The organism is Embleya sp. AB8 (genome assembly GCF_049739465.1).
Classification (GTDB): Bacteria; Actinomycetota; Actinomycetes; order Streptomycetales; family Streptomycetaceae; genus Embleya.
Genome location: NZ_JBMHHY010000007.1, coordinates 224,147 through 237,649, shown reverse-complemented (window position 1 = coordinate 237,649; position 13,503 = coordinate 224,147). Strand labels below are relative to the sequence as shown.

The following is a 13,503-nucleotide window of genomic DNA, read 5'->3' as shown; positions in this document are numbered from 1 at the left end:
CGTTCACCCCCGCCCACCCGCCGCCGCGACCAGCGCCCGGGCAACCCGCAGGTCGAGCCCGGACTCCGGGTGCCACTGGACGCCGACCACGAACGGCTCGCCCGGCAACTCCACCGCCTCGATGATCCCGTCCCGGGCCCGTGCGCTCACCACCAACCCGCGACCGAGCCGATCCACCGCCTGGTGGTGGTAGGTCGGCACGTCGTACGGCTCGACGCCCAGCGCGCCGAGCCGGGTCCCGGGGATCGGCTCGACCACGTGCGCGGCCAATTCCCCCGGCGGTCCGCTGTGCCCCTCGTGTCCGACCACGTCCGGGAGATGCTGGATCAGCGTGCCGCCCAGGACCACGTTGAGCAGCTGCATGCCCCGACAGATGGCCAGGAGCGGGGTGTTCGCGGCCAGCGCGGCCTCGATCAGGGCGCTCTCCCAGACATCCCGAGGATCGTTCGGCGGCCCGGTCCGGGGATGCGGCTCGGCGCCGTAGCGCGCGGCAGCCACGTCCGGACCGCCCGCGATCACCACCGCGTCCACCCGCGCGACCGTCTCGGCGGCGGCCTCCGGTACGTCCGGCGACAACAACACCGCCAATCCGCCCGCGCGTTGGAGGTAGGTGGGGTAGTCGAGGGGAAGCAGGACGGCGGGTCGCTGCCATGGTCCCCAGCGTGCGGATTCCTCGTGGTAGGTACTGATCCCGATCAGTGGCTTGGTCATGAAGTGCCGCTCGGTTTCTCGGAGTTGGCGTCGGTTGGCGGGATTGTTCAGGATCGGTCGAGTTCGGCCTCGGCCGCGGCCAGGGCGGCGAACTCCTCCTCGGGCGCGTTGGCGACCAGGTGATGCCGGCTGTACAGCGCGAAGTAGGCCAGCGCCACGGCGTAGACGCCCAGCGCGATGAACGCGGCCTGCTTGTCCACCAGGAATGTCGCGGCCAGCGCCGAGCAGGCAAGCACGAAGGCCACCGACGAGGTCGCGCTGCCGCCGGGGGTGCGGTACGGCCGGGGCAGGTCGGGCTCGCGGCGGCGCAGCACGAGGTGCGACAGCGACATCAGCGCGTACGAGATGGTCGCGCCGAACACCGCGATGTTGAGCATCCGGGCGCCGTCCCCGCTCCACGCGGCCAACCCGAAGCCCAGCGTGCCGGGAACGAGCAGGCCGAGGTAGGGGGCCTTGCGCCGGCTGGTCAGGGACAGGAAGCGGGGCAGGTAGCCGGCCCGGGACAGGGCGAACAGCTGGCGCGATCCGGCGTAGATCAGCGAGAAGAACGAGGCGACCAGTCCGGCCAGACCCGCGTAGTTCACGAACCGGCTCAGCGGGGTCGGCGCACCGTCCCCCTGGAGCGCGGTGACCAGCGGGTTGCCCGCGTCCCGCACCGCGCTCGAACCATGCGCGCCGGTCGCGGCCAGGAAGGTGAGCACCGCCAGGAGCAGCAACACGCCGATGGACAGGCCCATCGCCCTGGGCAGCGTACGCGCCGGATCCCGGGTCTCCTCGGCGGCCAGCGGCACACCCTCCACGCCCAGGAAGAACCACATCCCGAACGGGAACGCCGACCAGATACCGAGGATGCCGAACGGCAGCCAGGAACTCGAACCGAACGCGGAGTGGTCCACCGGGATGTCGTTCAACCCGCCGCCGTCGAACTCGGTGAACGCGCCCACCGCGAAGATCAGCAGCGCGGCGACCGCGATCCCGGTGACCACGAAGCTGAACCGCAACGCCTCGCCGACGCCGCACAGATGGATCCCGATGAAGACGACGAAACAGGCCAGGTAGACCGGCCAGGACGAGTGCAGGCCGAACAGGTTCAGCGATTCCACGTAGTCGCCGATGAAGATCACGATCGCGGCGGGTGCGAGCACGTATTCGATCAGGATCGCGGTACCGGTCAAAAAGCCGCCCCAGGTGCCCAGGGCGCGCCGGGCGAAGCCGTAACCGCCGCCCGCGGCGGGCAGGATCGAGGCCAGTTCGGCGAGCGAGAACACCATGCACGTGTACATCAGGCCCATCAGCGCGGCGGCGATCGCCAGACCGCCGAAACCGGCCTCGGCCAGCCCGAAGTTCCAGCCGGAGAAGTCGCCCGAGACGACGTAGGCCACGCCCAGACCGGTCAGCAGCAGCCAACCCGCGCTGCCCCGGCGCAGCGTGCGCTTCTCCAGGTACGCCTCCGCACCGGCGGCGGACGCGGCGTCGGTGCCCTGCTTCGTGCGCGCTTGGATGTCGTCGACCACGAGCCGCTCCTGACGGGAGGGAGGGGAGGATTATTGGTTTGATCGCATACCTTTGCCCTTCGGCTCGGGGCAGCGCAAGGCCCGGGAGGGAATTGGTGCCGGCCGCCGGGGAGCGCAGCCCCACCCCGGGACCCGGTCGGGCGTCCGACCGGGCGTCCGTCCACGGGTGCGACCAGGCGTCCGCCGGGCCTGCGACCAGGCGCCCGACCAGGCGCCCGACCAGGCGTGCGATCAGGCCAGAAATCCGCGCAGCAGTGCGGCGGTTCCTGCGCAGTGCTCGCGCATCACCTCGGCCGCGGCGTCCGGGTCGCCGTCCAGGATCGCCTCCACCAGTGCGGTGTGCTGATGTTGCGAATGCTCCAGATTGCGGACCAGGAGCGGGATGCAGTCGAGCAGGTCGTTGACGGTGGCCCGGACCGCCGCGTACTGCGCGGCCAGCGACGGCGAGCCGGACAACCCGGCCAGCGTCAGATGGAACAGCGTGTCCCGGCGGCGATACTCCGCGGGTGCGGCGTCGCCGGTCCGGGCCAGCGCCGCGCGCAACCGCTCGGCCTGCGCGCGGTCCAGGCCCTGCGCCGCGCACAACCCGGCCGCGCCCACCTCCAGCACCTCGCGAAACCGCAGCGTGTCCTCGACGTCCACCTTCGTGATCCGGCGGCGCAGCTCGGCCGCCGAGCCGGCCGAGGCCGGATCGGGGCGTTCCCGGACGAACGTACCGCCGTAGCGGCCCCGTCGGCTCTCCACGATGCCCTGGTCCTGGAGTACCTTGAGCACCTCGCGCAGGGTCACCCGGCTGACCCCGAGTCGGTCCGCCAGATCGCGCTCGGCCGGCAGTCGACCGCCGTCCGACACCAGCCCCAGGCGGATCACCTGGAGGATCTGTTCCAGTGCCTCCTCGAAGCCGTTGCCCGCGCGGACCGGGCGCAGCAGCGGCGACAACCGGTCCCCGGACTCCGGCTCGGCTCCCTCGTCCACGATTCGCCCCTCCGGCTCTTCCCAATCAATGGTTCGTGGCCATACCTTATGGCTTCCGGTTGGACCGACAGGAGGCATTCCCTTGGCAGACCGAACGCCCCCGCTGTCCGTCGACGAGCTGCGCGCACTCGTCGACACCGGGGAGATCGACACGGTAGTCCTGGCCTTCACCGACATGCAGGGCAGGCTCCAGGGCAAACGCTTCGCCGCCCGCTTCTTCCTCGACGACACGCTCGCCCACGGCACCGAGGGCTGCAACTACCTGCTCGCCGTGGACACCGACATGAACACCGTCGCCGGCTACGCGATGTCCTCGTGGGAGCGCGGCTACGGGGACTTCGTGCTGCGCCCGGACCTCGACACACTGCGCCGCACCCCATGGCATCCCGGCACCGCGCAGCTGACCGCGGACCTCCTGTGGCACGACGGCTCGCCGGTCGTGGCCTCGCCGCGACAGATCCTGCGCCGCCAACTCGACCGGCTCGCCGAACGCGGTTGGACCGCGTACGCGGGTACCGAACTCGAGTTCATCGTGTTCAAGGACACCTACGAGGCCGGCTGGGACCGCGCCTACCGCGGGCTGACCCCGGCCAACCAGTACAACGTCGACTACTCGATCCTGGGCACCGGCCGGGTCGAACCGCTGCTGCGCCGGATCCGCAACGAGATGGGCGCGGCCGGCATGACGGTCGAGTCGGCCAAGGGCGAATGCAACCTCGGCCAGCACGAGATCGCCTTCCGCTACGACGACGCGCTGACCACGTGCGACCAGCACAGCGTCTACAAGACCGGGGCCAAGGAGATCGCCGCCCAGGAGGGCATGTCGCTCACCTTCATGGCCAAGTACGACGAGCGCGAGGGCAACTCGTGCCACATCCACCTCTCGCTGCGCGACCCGGACGGGCGGCCGGTGCTGGCCGACCCGGACGGCCGGTACGGGATGTCCGAGACGATGCGGCACTTCCTGGCCGGACAACTGGCCGCGATGCGCGAGTTCACCCTGCTCTACGCGCCCAACATCAACTCGTACAAACGTTTCCGGCCCGGCTCGTTCGCGCCGACGGCGGTCGCGTGGGGCCCGGACAACCGGACCTGTGCGCTGCGCGTGATCGGACACGGCCCCTCGCATCGGTTCGAGAACCGCCTTCCCGGCGGCGATGTGAACCCCTACCTCGCGGTGGCCGGGATGATCGCGGCCGGACTGTACGGGATCGAACACGAACTCGAACCGGGCGAGGCCTGTACCGGAAACGCCTACACGGGCGATGCGCCGCACGTCCCGGCCACGCTGCGCGACGCCGCCGAGTTGTGGGCGGGCTCGGCGATCGCCCGGGACGCGTTCGGTGCGGAAGTGGTCGACCACTACCTGCACATGGCGCGGGTCGAACAGGACGCTTACGACACGGCAGTCACCGACTGGGAGCGGTTCCGCTCCTTCGAGCGCATGTGAGGAATCAGCACGTTGTCCGAGCAGCATGAGCAGGCCGAACAGCACGAGCAGCACGAGCAGCACGAGCAGCACGACGGTCCCGCCGAGCACGACATCGTCGACCCCGTCACCGAGGAGGTGGTGGCCACCATCAGGGCCACCACCGCGCCCGAGGTGGACGCGGCGGTGGCCCGGGCCACCCGCGCCGCCGCGCGGTGGGCGGCCCGCGCCCCCGGGGAACGGGCGCGCGCGTTGCGCCGGTTCGCCGTGGTCGTGGACGAACACCTGGAGGAACTCGCACAGTTGGAGGTCCGCGAGGCCGGGCACCCGATCGGCAACGCCCGCTGGGAGGCGGGCAACGTCCGCGATCTGCTGGACTACGCGGCGGGCGGGGCGGAACGGCTGAACGGCCGGCAGATCCCGGTGGCCGGCGGCCTGGACGTCACCTTCCATGAACCGCTGGGCGTGGTCGCGGTGATCGCGCCGTGGAACTTCCCGATGCCGATCGCCGCCTGGGGACTCGCTCCCGCGCTCGCGGCCGGCAACGCGGTGTTGCTCAAGCCCGCCGAGACCACGCCGCTGACCGCACTGCGCCTGGCCGAACTGGGCCTGGCGGCCGGGCTGCCCGAGGGCCTGTTCCAGGTGCTGCCCGGCGCCGGACCGGTGGCCGGGCGGGCTCTGGTCGAGCATCCGGGCGTGGCCAAGGTGGTGTTCACCGGCTCCACCGCGGTCGGCAAGGACATCATGGCCCGATGCGCCGCCGGCGTGAAGCGGGTGACCCTGGAACTGGGCGGGAAGAGCCCGAACATCGTCTTCGCCGACGCCGACGTCGAGGCCGCCGCTGCTGCCGCCCCCGGCGCGTTCCTGGACAACACCGGGCAGGACTGCTGCGCGCGCACCCGCATCCTGGTGCAACGTGACGTCTACGACCGGTTCCTGGAACTGCTCGAACCGGCGGTCCGGGCCTTCCGGGTCGGCGACCCGAACGATCCGGCGACGCAGATGGGCCCGCTGATCTCGGCCGCGCATCGCGAACGGGTGCGTTCCTACGTCCGTGAGGACGCACCGGCCGCGATTCGCGGCGAGATCCCGACCGGCAAGGGCTTCTGGTATCCGGCCACGGTGCTCACCCCCGAGTCGGCAAACGCGCGCGTCGCGGTCGAGGAGATCTTCGGCCCGGTCGCCGTCGTGCTGCCGTTCGAGGACGAGGCGGACGCGGTACGGCTGGCCAACGGCACGGCGTACGGCCTGTCCGGGTCGCTGTGGACGCGCGACGTGGGCCGGGCGCTGCGCGTGTCGCGGGCCGTCCGGGCGGGCAACCTGTCCGTCAACTCGCACAGCAGCGTGCGCTATTCGACCCCGTTCGGCGGGTTCGGCCAATCCGGCCTGGGCCGGGAGCTGGGGCCGGACGCGCTGGCCGCCTTCACCGAGACGAAGAACGTGTTCATCAGTACCGAGGAGAACCAATGACCGAGCAGACCACTCCCGTATGCCGCCGCCTGGTCGGCCGCACCGCCGTCGTCACCGGCGCGGGCAGCGGCATCGGCCTGGCCACGGCCCGGCGCCTGGCGTCCGAGGGCGCCAACGTGGTGTGCGCCGACGTCGACGCGACGTCCGGGAAGGCCGCCGCCGCCGAGGTGGGCGGACTCTTTGTGCAGGTCGACGTGACCGACGCCGAGCAGGTCGAGGCGCTGTTCAAGACCGCGTTCGACACCTACGGCTCGGTGGACGTCGCGTTCAACAACGCGGGCATCTCGCCGCCCGACGACGACTCGATCCTGACCACCGGGCTGGACGCCTGGCGCCGGGTCCAGGACGTCAACCTGACCTCGGTCTTCCTGTGCTGCAAGGCGGCGTTGCCGTACATGCAACGGCAGGGCAAGGGCTCGATCATCAACACCGCGTCGTTCGTGGCCGTGATGGGCGCGGCGACCTCGCAGATCTCCTACACCGCGTCCAAGGGCGGCGTCCTGGCCATGTCCCGGGAACTGGGCGTGCAGTTCGCGCGCGAGGGCATCCGGGTCAACGCGCTGTGCCCGGGGCCGGTGAACACACCGCTGCTCAAGGAGCTGTTCGCCAAGGACCCCGAGCGGGCGGCCCGCCGACTGGTGCACATCCCGGTCGGCCGCTTCGCCGAACCCGAGGAACTGGCGGCCGCGGTCGCGTTCCTGGCCAGTGACGACTCGTCGTTCGTCAACGCCGCCGAGTTCCTGGTCGACGGCGGCATCGCGGGCGCCTACGTCACCCCGATGTAGGTGCCGCGTGCGGGTCCCCTCCGCATACAGGCGCCGAGGGGGCCCGCAACGCGCCGCTACGCTCAGCCGGCCGTCCACTGGGCCCAGGACAGCGTCCAGCCGCTCCACCCGTTGTCTGCGGCGATCGTCTTCTCGGGCGAGTTGATCACCTCGATCACGTCGCCCTCCATCGAGTTCGCGAAGAACCAGGCGCCGGCCTTGGACGCGTCGCCGCCGCCGACCACGTCCTCCAGGCCGATACAGCCGTGGCTGGTGTTCAGCCGGCCGAACGGCGGGTTCGCCTTGTCCTTGAACCAGTGGTTGCCATGCACATAGGTGCCGCTATCGCTCAGCCGCATGCTGTGCGGAACATCCGGGATGTCGTACGACTTCGCGCCGAAGCCCACGCTCTGTCCGGACATCCGGATCGTGCCCTCCTTGGCCATGATCAACATCTTGCCGTTGTAGGTGGTGTACTCGTCACTGCCCAGGCTGGCCGGCAACGTGTTGATCACCTTGCCGTCGCGGGTGACCTTGAGAGTCTTCGCCTTGCTGTCCGCGACGCTGGTCTGCGCCCGGCCGATGGTGAAGGTGACGTTCTTCTTCTGCTTGCCGTAGACGCCCGGGGAGGTCTGCTTGCCGTCCAGGTCCAGATGGAGGGTGACCTTGGTGCCGGGCTGCCAATAGTCCTCCGGGCGGAAGTCCAGGCGCGTGTTGGGCTCGCTCGTGGCGTCCTTCTTGAACCAGCGGCCCTTGACCTCGACCCCCGAATCCGAGGTGACCGTCACCGACCGGTTCACCAGCGCTGTGTCGGTGACCGCCTTGTCGAAGCTCAGCGACACGATCATGCCGATGCCGTAGGTCTTGTCCGGATTGATGTTGAAGTGGCCGATGTTGGTGTTCGCCGGGGTGAGGGTGGTGAACGAGGACTGCATCGCCGACACCAACCCGGCGGCATCGGTGGCGGTCGCGTTCACCGCGTACTTCGTGCCGGTCTGTAGGGCCGCCGCCGGCGCCCAACCGGCCCCGTCCGGCGTGATGGCACCCTCGACCGCCTTGCCCTCCGAGGTCTTGACGGTGACCTCGGTCAGCTTCCCGGCGGTCGCGGTCACCTTGAGGGCGCCCTCGGTGGCCACGCCGGTCGCGCCGTCCTGCGGGGCGATGGTGACCACGGCCTTCGAGGTCTTCGGCGCGTCGCCGGAGTCCTTGGCCTGAGCGGCGGGTTTGGTATCGCTCTTGCCCTTGTCGTCCTTCGAGTCACCGCCGCTGCTGCACGCGCCCGCGCCCAGTAGGGCGACACACAGCGCCAGCGTCGGCAACACGCGGCGAGCGCGCCGCGCGGGAGACCTCCTCGGGCTCTCGCGGATGGTGTTCGGCATACGTTCCCCTCGATTGTGGTTCCTGAGGAGATGACGGTGTTGCCGCTCGAACAAGTCACGACGTCTCGGCATGACATGTGTCACGGCTCGAACCGGGAACCGGGTACGCCCGAACGAGGGTGTCGGTAAAGGCTGTTCGGCTCGTTCGACTGCTGTCGCGACACCCAGCCGATAGGATCGCGCCGCATTCCGACAACTGTTCGTGATCAAGGGGGATCCATGAGTGATCAGGACGACGTGCGGCAAGACCGGTCGGAGGACTGGCGCAGGCGGGGGATCGACGTGCACGTGCCGAGCATCGCGCGCGTCTACGACGCGGCACTCGGTGGCAAGGACAACTTCGCCATCGACCGGGCGGTGGCCGACGAGTTGCTCGCCGTCGTACCCGGGGCCCGGGACTGCGCCTTGTCCAACCGGGCGATCCTGTCGCGCGGGGTGCGCTTCCTGGTCGAGCAGGGCATCGACCAGTTCCTCGACCTGGGGTCCGGGCTGCCGTCCGCGGAGAACACCCACCAGGTCGCACAACGGCACAACCCGCTCGCCTCGGTGGTCTACGTGGACATCGATCCGATCGTGCTCGCCCACGGGCGGGCGCTGCTCGAGGAGAACTCGCGCACCCGGGTGGTCACCGCCGACGCGCGCGAGCCCAAGGCCGTGCTCGCGCTGCCCGAGGTGCGCGAACTGATCGACCTGGACCGGCCGGTGGGCCTGCTGATGGTGGCCATCGTGCACCACCTGGAGGACGACGAGGATCCGGCCGGCATCGTGCGGACCTACCTGGACGCGCTGCCGTCCGGGAGCTACCTGTTCCTGACCCACTTCTGGGCCAACGGCACCCCCGAGGCGGCGGTGATCGAGGAGATGTTGCACGGCGCGCACAACACCGGGCGGTTCCGCTCGCGGGAGGAGATCGACGCGTACTTCGACGGACTGACCCTGGTCGAACCCGGCCTGGTCAACCTGCCGCTGTGGCGCCCGGACGAGGAGGTGCCCGATCCGCTGCCGGTCTCGGGCACGTTGCTCCTGGGCGGGATCGCCCGCAAACCCTGATCGGTGCTCGAAGGCGGCGGTCGAACGGGTCGGCCGCCGCCCCGGGTCAGTACGACCAACTCCCCGAGCGCGGCGCGTGGTCGAACAGCGTGAATCCGGCGCCCGGAGCGATGGTCAGGAACGGGCGCGGGTCGGTGCCGTCGAGGTCGGTGGTGTACATCCGGACCCCGTCGACGGCCGGCTCGCCGCCCTCGACGTGCACGAGTCGGCCGTCGATCGCGGCCCACAGGCCGTGCCAGGCCCGTCGCCCCTCGTGCCGGCGGCAGTCGCCCTCGGCCACGTCGGCGACCAGGATCGGCGCGATCTCCTCCTCGAACTCGTCCGGCGTCAGCACCAGTTCGTGCTCGCCGAGCCAGGCACCGTTGGGGCCGGGCAGGATCGACATCGCCTCGTAACGGCGCACCACCCGGCCGTCCCGGGCATCGAGCACGATGCTCGCGCCGTCCCCGTCGAGCGTGGTGTACGAGCCGGCCAGCAACCGTCCGTCGAAGGACCAGCCGAGCGCGCCGTCCATCGACGCCATGCCCGCGCCCGACCACAACCGCCGCCGGGTGCCGGTGCGAAGGTCGGTCACGTCCACGAACGTGTCGTCGCCCAGGTCCCCGATCGTGGCCAGCGAATAGCCGTCCGGGGACAGTGCGGCCGACTCGTGCGTACCGTCCGCCTGCGCGTCGAAGCTGCGTTGCGCACCGGTGGCCAAGGTGTGGACGACCAGTTTCCGGGTCGACCGGAAGCGCGCCTTCGTCCGGAACACCACCTGTGTGCCGTCCGGCGAGAGGGACAACGTCTCGGTGGCCGCGCCCGCGGGCGCGCCCGGGATGCCGACGAACTCCCCGCTGTCCGCGTCCAACACCACCGTGCTTCGCCCGCGTGCGTGCCCCACGACGAGCAGCAGCCGGGCGCGCCGGACCGGCCGCTCCCGCACCGTGTCGAGTGCCAACTCCCAGGGAGGGTGTATCGCCACTGTTCCTCCGCACCTCGGTGTGATCAGTCGGGCCTCATCCTGGCACCGGGCCCGCCCTGGTGCGGCGTCAGGCCGTCGGTGCCGGCAGCAAGACCCGTCACGGCGTCTTCGCCAACCGTCGGGCGGGCGTCGGCAGCAGCACCTCGGCGGGGGCGGGGAAGTGGCAGGCCACCCGGTGGTCGGGGCGGCCGTCGAGGGCGGTGAGCGGCGGTGCCTTGGTCGCGCAGACGTCCTTCGCCTTATGGCAGCGGGTGCGGAAGTGGCAACCCGAGGGCGGGTCGATCGGGCTGGGGACATCGCCGGTGAGCAGGATGCGTTCGCGTTTGCTGCCGTCGGGCATCGTGCTGCCGGGCACCGCGGAGAGCAGGGCATGCGTGTACGGGTGGTGCGCGTCGCCGTACAGGGACGCGCGATCGGCGATCTCCACCACGCGCCCGAGGTACATCACCGCGACCCGCTCGCAGAAGTGCCGGACCACCGCGAGGTCGTGCGCGATGAACACGAAGGCGATGCCCAGCTCGTTGCGCAACTCGCCGAGCAGGTTGATCACCTGTGCCTGGATGGACACGTCCAACGCGGACACCGGCTCGTCGGCGACGATCAACTTGGGTTCGGCGGCCAAGGCCCGGGCGATACCGATCCGTTGCCGCTGCCCGCCGGAGAACTCGTGCGGGAAACGGTTGCGGTGTTCGGGGTTGAGCCCGACGGTGGCGAGGAGTTCCTCGACCCGGCGGCGCCGCCCGCCCGGCGGGTCGATCCGGTTGATCTCCAGGGGCGCGGTGAGGATGCGGCCGATGGTGTGGCGGGGGTTGAGCGAGGAGTACGGATCCTGGAACACCATCTGGATCTGCGCGCGGATCGGCGCCAGGCCGCGCCGCGAGGTGTGCGCGATGTCCTGGCCCTGATAGCGGATGGTGCCCTCGGTCGGCTCCAGGAGCCGGGTGATCAGCCGTCCGGTGGTCGACTTGCCGCACCCCGACTCGCCGACCAGGCCGATGCTCTGCCCGGCGCCGACGGTCAGGTCGATCCCGTCGACCGCGCGCACGGCGCCGCCCCGGCGGCCGAACAGGGTCCCGTTCGCCGGGAAGTGCTTGGTCAGCCCCTCGACTTCGAGCAGGGGCGCCTCGGTTGTGCTCATGCGGTGGCTCCTTGCTCTTCCTGATCGATCGGCCACACCGTCGAGTCGGCCGACTGCAGATGGCAGGCGGCGGCGTGCCCCTGGGCCGTCGTTGCCGGGGTGAGCACCGGGAGCAGCGTGCGGCACGGCGACTCGGACCCCTCGATCACCTGCGCGCAGCGCGGGTGGAACGCACAACCCGGCGGCGGCGCGAGCAGGCTCGGCGGGGAGCCGGGCACCGGTTGCAGCGGTACGTCCACGTCGTCGGACAGCCTCGGCACCGAGGCGAGCAGGCCCCGGGTGTACGGATGCCTGGGCGCGCCGAGCACCTCGTCCGCACTGCCCCGCTCCACCGCGCGCCCCGCGTACATCACCAGCACGTCGTCGGTGACATCGGCGACCACCCCCAGGTCGTGGGTGACCAGGATGATCGCGGTGCCCAGTTGGGCCTGCAACTCGGCGAGCAACTCCAGGATCTGGGCCTGCACGGTGACGTCGAGCGCGGTGGTCGGCTCGTCCGCGATCAGCAGGTCGGGCTCGCAGACCAGCGCCATCGCGATCATCGCGCGCTGCCGCATGCCGCCGGAGAACAGGTGCGGATGCTCGCGGGCGCGCCGGTCGGGCTGCGGGATGCCGACCCGGTCCAGCATCTCGACGGCTCGCACGGCGGCCTCCTTGCGCCCGGCGCGGGTGTGCCGGCGGTAGGTCTCGGCGATCTGCGCGCCCACCGGGTAGTAGGGGGACAGCGCGGTCAACGGGTCCTGGAACACCATCGAGATCCGGCGCCCGCGCAGGTCGCGCAGCGTGCGCTCGGGCGCGCCGATCAGTTCGGTCCCGTCCAGGAGCGCGCTGCCGGTCACCGTGGTGCGGGCCGGGTTGTGCAGGCCGAGCAGGGTCAGGTTGGTGACGCTCTTGCCGGAGCCGGACTCGCCGACGATGCCCAGCGTCTTCCCGCGCTCCAGCGTGAAGGACACGCCGTCGACGGCCTTGACCACGCCGCCCTCGGTGGCGAACCGCACCTTGAGGTCGCGGACTTCGAGGAAGGGGCTCACGAGACACGCACCCGGGGGTCGATGAGGGCGTACACGGCATCCACCACGACGTTGGCGAGCACCATCGCGGTGGCCGCGATCAGTACCACGCCGGTGATCATCGGCAGATCGGAGTTGGCCACCGCGTTGACCGCCAGCTTGCCGATGCCCTGCACGTTGAACGTGGTCTCGGTGACCACGGCGCCGCCGAGCAACACGCCCAGCTCGATGCCGTAGACGGTGACCACCGGGGTGATCGCACCACGCCAGGCGTGCTTGAAATGCACCTGACGAAACGTCAAACCCTTGGCCCGCACGGTCCGTACGTGGTCCTCGCCGAGCGCGTCGATCATCGACGCCCGGGTCAGCCGGGCATACACCGCGGCCTGCACGAAGGCCAACGTCAGCCAGGGCAACAGCAGTCCGGCGAACCACCTGCCCGGATCGTCGGTGAACGGGATGTACTCGGGTTTGTCCAACCAGCGCAACTCGTCGACGAACACGTAGCGGGCGATCACCCCGAGGAACTGGATCGTCACCGAAGCCCCGATCAGCGAGAACGCCATCGTGGACTTGTCCAGCCAGGTACCGCGGCGCAGCGCGGCCAGCATGCCGATGGCGATGCCGCCGCCGAGGAAGAAGGCCGAGGCGCCCAGTGCCAGGGACAGGGTCGCCGGGAAACGGTCGAGCAGGGTGTCGAGCACCGGCTCGTGGTTGACGAACGAGTAGCCCAGGCACGGCGCCGCGCAGTGCGAGTCGCCGAAGTCGCGGCCGGCGAAGACGCCGGTGATGTAGTGCCAGTACTGCATCGGAATCGACTCGTCCAGACCCATGTTGGTCTGGATCGCGGCCAGTGTCTCGGGGGTGCAGGTCTTGCCGCAGGACAACCGGGCCGGGTCGTCCGGCATCGCGAAGAACAACAGGAAGGTGACGGTGAAGACGATGAGCAGGATCAGTATCGCGCCGAGCAGTCGGCGCACCAGGAAGCCGAGCATGGGGTCCTCGCAGGAATTCGGACCGAGGGCGGGTTTTTTGGCGGGTCATCGGGAACGCGCCGGGCGGTCCCGGGTGGAAGACCGGGACCGCCCGCGTCGGACGG

Annotated in this window: 12 protein-coding genes; 4 read left to right on the top strand and 8 right to left on the bottom strand. The window is 70.5% G+C overall.

What is annotated here, in order from left to right:
• Window positions 1-3: 3 nt before the first annotated feature.
• From ABIA38_RS12555 to ABIA38_RS12545, 3 genes are all read right to left on the bottom strand, one after another.
• On the bottom strand, window positions 4-711 hold the full coding sequence (locus ABIA38_RS12555) for a gamma-glutamyl-gamma-aminobutyrate hydrolase family protein (protein ID WP_424638633.1): 708 nt from the start codon (window positions 709-711) through the stop codon (window positions 4-6).
• A gap of 47 nt (window positions 712-758) precedes the next feature.
• Window positions 759-2,213, bottom strand: coding sequence for an ethanolamine permease (eat, locus tag ABIA38_RS12550; RefSeq protein ID WP_424638731.1), 1,455 nt, complete (start codon window positions 2,211-2,213; stop codon window positions 759-761).
• A 243-nt stretch (window positions 2,214-2,456) separates the two neighbouring features.
• Window positions 2,457-3,200 (bottom strand): FadR/GntR family transcriptional regulator, encoded by a 744-nt coding sequence (locus ABIA38_RS12545; RefSeq protein WP_424638632.1) that lies wholly within the window; start codon window positions 3,198-3,200, stop codon window positions 2,457-2,459.
• A gap of 82 nt (window positions 3,201-3,282) precedes the next feature.
• On the opposite strand from ABIA38_RS12545, the gene ABIA38_RS12540 reads away from it, so the two are divergent.
• From ABIA38_RS12540 to ABIA38_RS12530, 3 genes are all read left to right on the top strand, one after another.
• Window positions 3,283-4,650 (top strand): glutamine synthetase family protein, encoded by a 1,368-nt coding sequence (locus ABIA38_RS12540; protein WP_424638631.1) that lies wholly within the window; start codon window positions 3,283-3,285, stop codon window positions 4,648-4,650.
• 93 nt (window positions 4,651-4,743) lie between these two features.
• Window positions 4,744-6,099 (top strand): aldehyde dehydrogenase family protein, encoded by a 1,356-nt coding sequence (locus ABIA38_RS12535; RefSeq protein ID WP_424638730.1) that lies wholly within the window; start codon window positions 4,744-4,746, stop codon window positions 6,097-6,099.
• A complete protein-coding gene (locus ABIA38_RS12530; RefSeq protein WP_424638630.1) occupies window positions 6,096-6,884 on the top strand; it encodes a 3-oxoacyl-ACP reductase in 789 nt (262 codons plus the stop codon). Before ABIA38_RS12535 ends, ABIA38_RS12530 begins: the two co-directional genes overlap by 4 nt.
• A 62-nt stretch (window positions 6,885-6,946) precedes the next feature.
• Here ABIA38_RS12530 and ABIA38_RS12525 read toward each other — a convergent pair whose 3' ends face one another.
• A complete protein-coding gene (locus ABIA38_RS12525) occupies window positions 6,947-8,242 on the bottom strand; it encodes a L,D-transpeptidase (protein ID WP_424638629.1) in 1,296 nt (431 codons plus the stop codon).
• 219 nt (window positions 8,243-8,461) lie between these two features.
• Here ABIA38_RS12525 and ABIA38_RS12520 point away from each other — a divergent pair, with 219 nt between their 5' ends.
• Entirely contained in the window at window positions 8,462-9,292 is an 831-nt protein-coding gene (locus ABIA38_RS12520) for an SAM-dependent methyltransferase (protein ID WP_424638628.1), read from the top strand.
• A gap of 46 nt (window positions 9,293-9,338) precedes the next feature.
• Here the strand turns inward: ABIA38_RS12520 and ABIA38_RS12515 are convergent, their stop codons facing one another.
• The 4 genes from ABIA38_RS12515 to ABIA38_RS12500 all read right to left on the bottom strand — a co-directional run bounded on the left by ABIA38_RS12515 (window position 9,339) and on the right by ABIA38_RS12500 (window position 13,399).
• Entirely contained in the window at window positions 9,339-10,256 is a 918-nt protein-coding gene (locus ABIA38_RS12515; RefSeq protein ID WP_424638627.1) for a TolB family protein, read from the bottom strand.
• 97 nt (window positions 10,257-10,353) lie between these two features.
• A complete protein-coding gene (locus ABIA38_RS12510) occupies window positions 10,354-11,394 on the bottom strand; it encodes an ABC transporter ATP-binding protein (RefSeq protein WP_424638626.1) in 1,041 nt (346 codons plus the stop codon).
• Window positions 11,391-12,425, bottom strand: coding sequence for an ABC transporter ATP-binding protein (locus ABIA38_RS12505; protein WP_424638625.1), 1,035 nt, complete (start codon window positions 12,423-12,425; stop codon window positions 11,391-11,393). The genes ABIA38_RS12510 and ABIA38_RS12505 overlap by 4 nt, the downstream gene beginning before the upstream one ends.
• Window positions 12,422-13,399: an ABC transporter permease gene (locus ABIA38_RS12500; RefSeq protein WP_424638624.1), complete on the bottom strand. Its 978-nt coding sequence runs from the start codon at window positions 13,397-13,399 to the stop codon at window positions 12,422-12,424. The genes ABIA38_RS12505 and ABIA38_RS12500 overlap by 4 nt, the downstream gene beginning before the upstream one ends.
• Window positions 13,400-13,503: the final 104 nt, after the last annotated feature.

Excerpts from the sequence above, each read along its gene's own strand:
- ABIA38_RS12555 (WP_424638633.1), bottom strand. The coding sequence starts at position 711 with ATGACCAAGCCACTGATCGGGATCAGTACCTACCACGAGGAATCCGCA.
- ABIA38_RS12530 (WP_424638630.1), top strand. The coding sequence starts at position 6,096 with ATGACCGAGCAGACCACTCCCGTATGCCGCCGCCTGGTCGGCCGCACC.
- ABIA38_RS12525 (WP_424638629.1), bottom strand. The coding sequence starts at position 8,242 with ATGCCGAACACCATCCGCGAGAGCCCGAGGAGGTCTCCCGCGCGGCGC.
- ABIA38_RS12520 (WP_424638628.1), top strand. The coding sequence starts at position 8,462 with ATGAGTGATCAGGACGACGTGCGGCAAGACCGGTCGGAGGACTGGCGC.
- ABIA38_RS12510 (WP_424638626.1), bottom strand. The coding sequence starts at position 11,394 with ATGAGCACAACCGAGGCGCCCCTGCTCGAAGTCGAGGGGCTGACCAAG.
- ABIA38_RS12500 (WP_424638624.1), bottom strand. The coding sequence starts at position 13,399 with ATGCTCGGCTTCCTGGTGCGCCGACTGCTCGGCGCGATACTGATCCTG.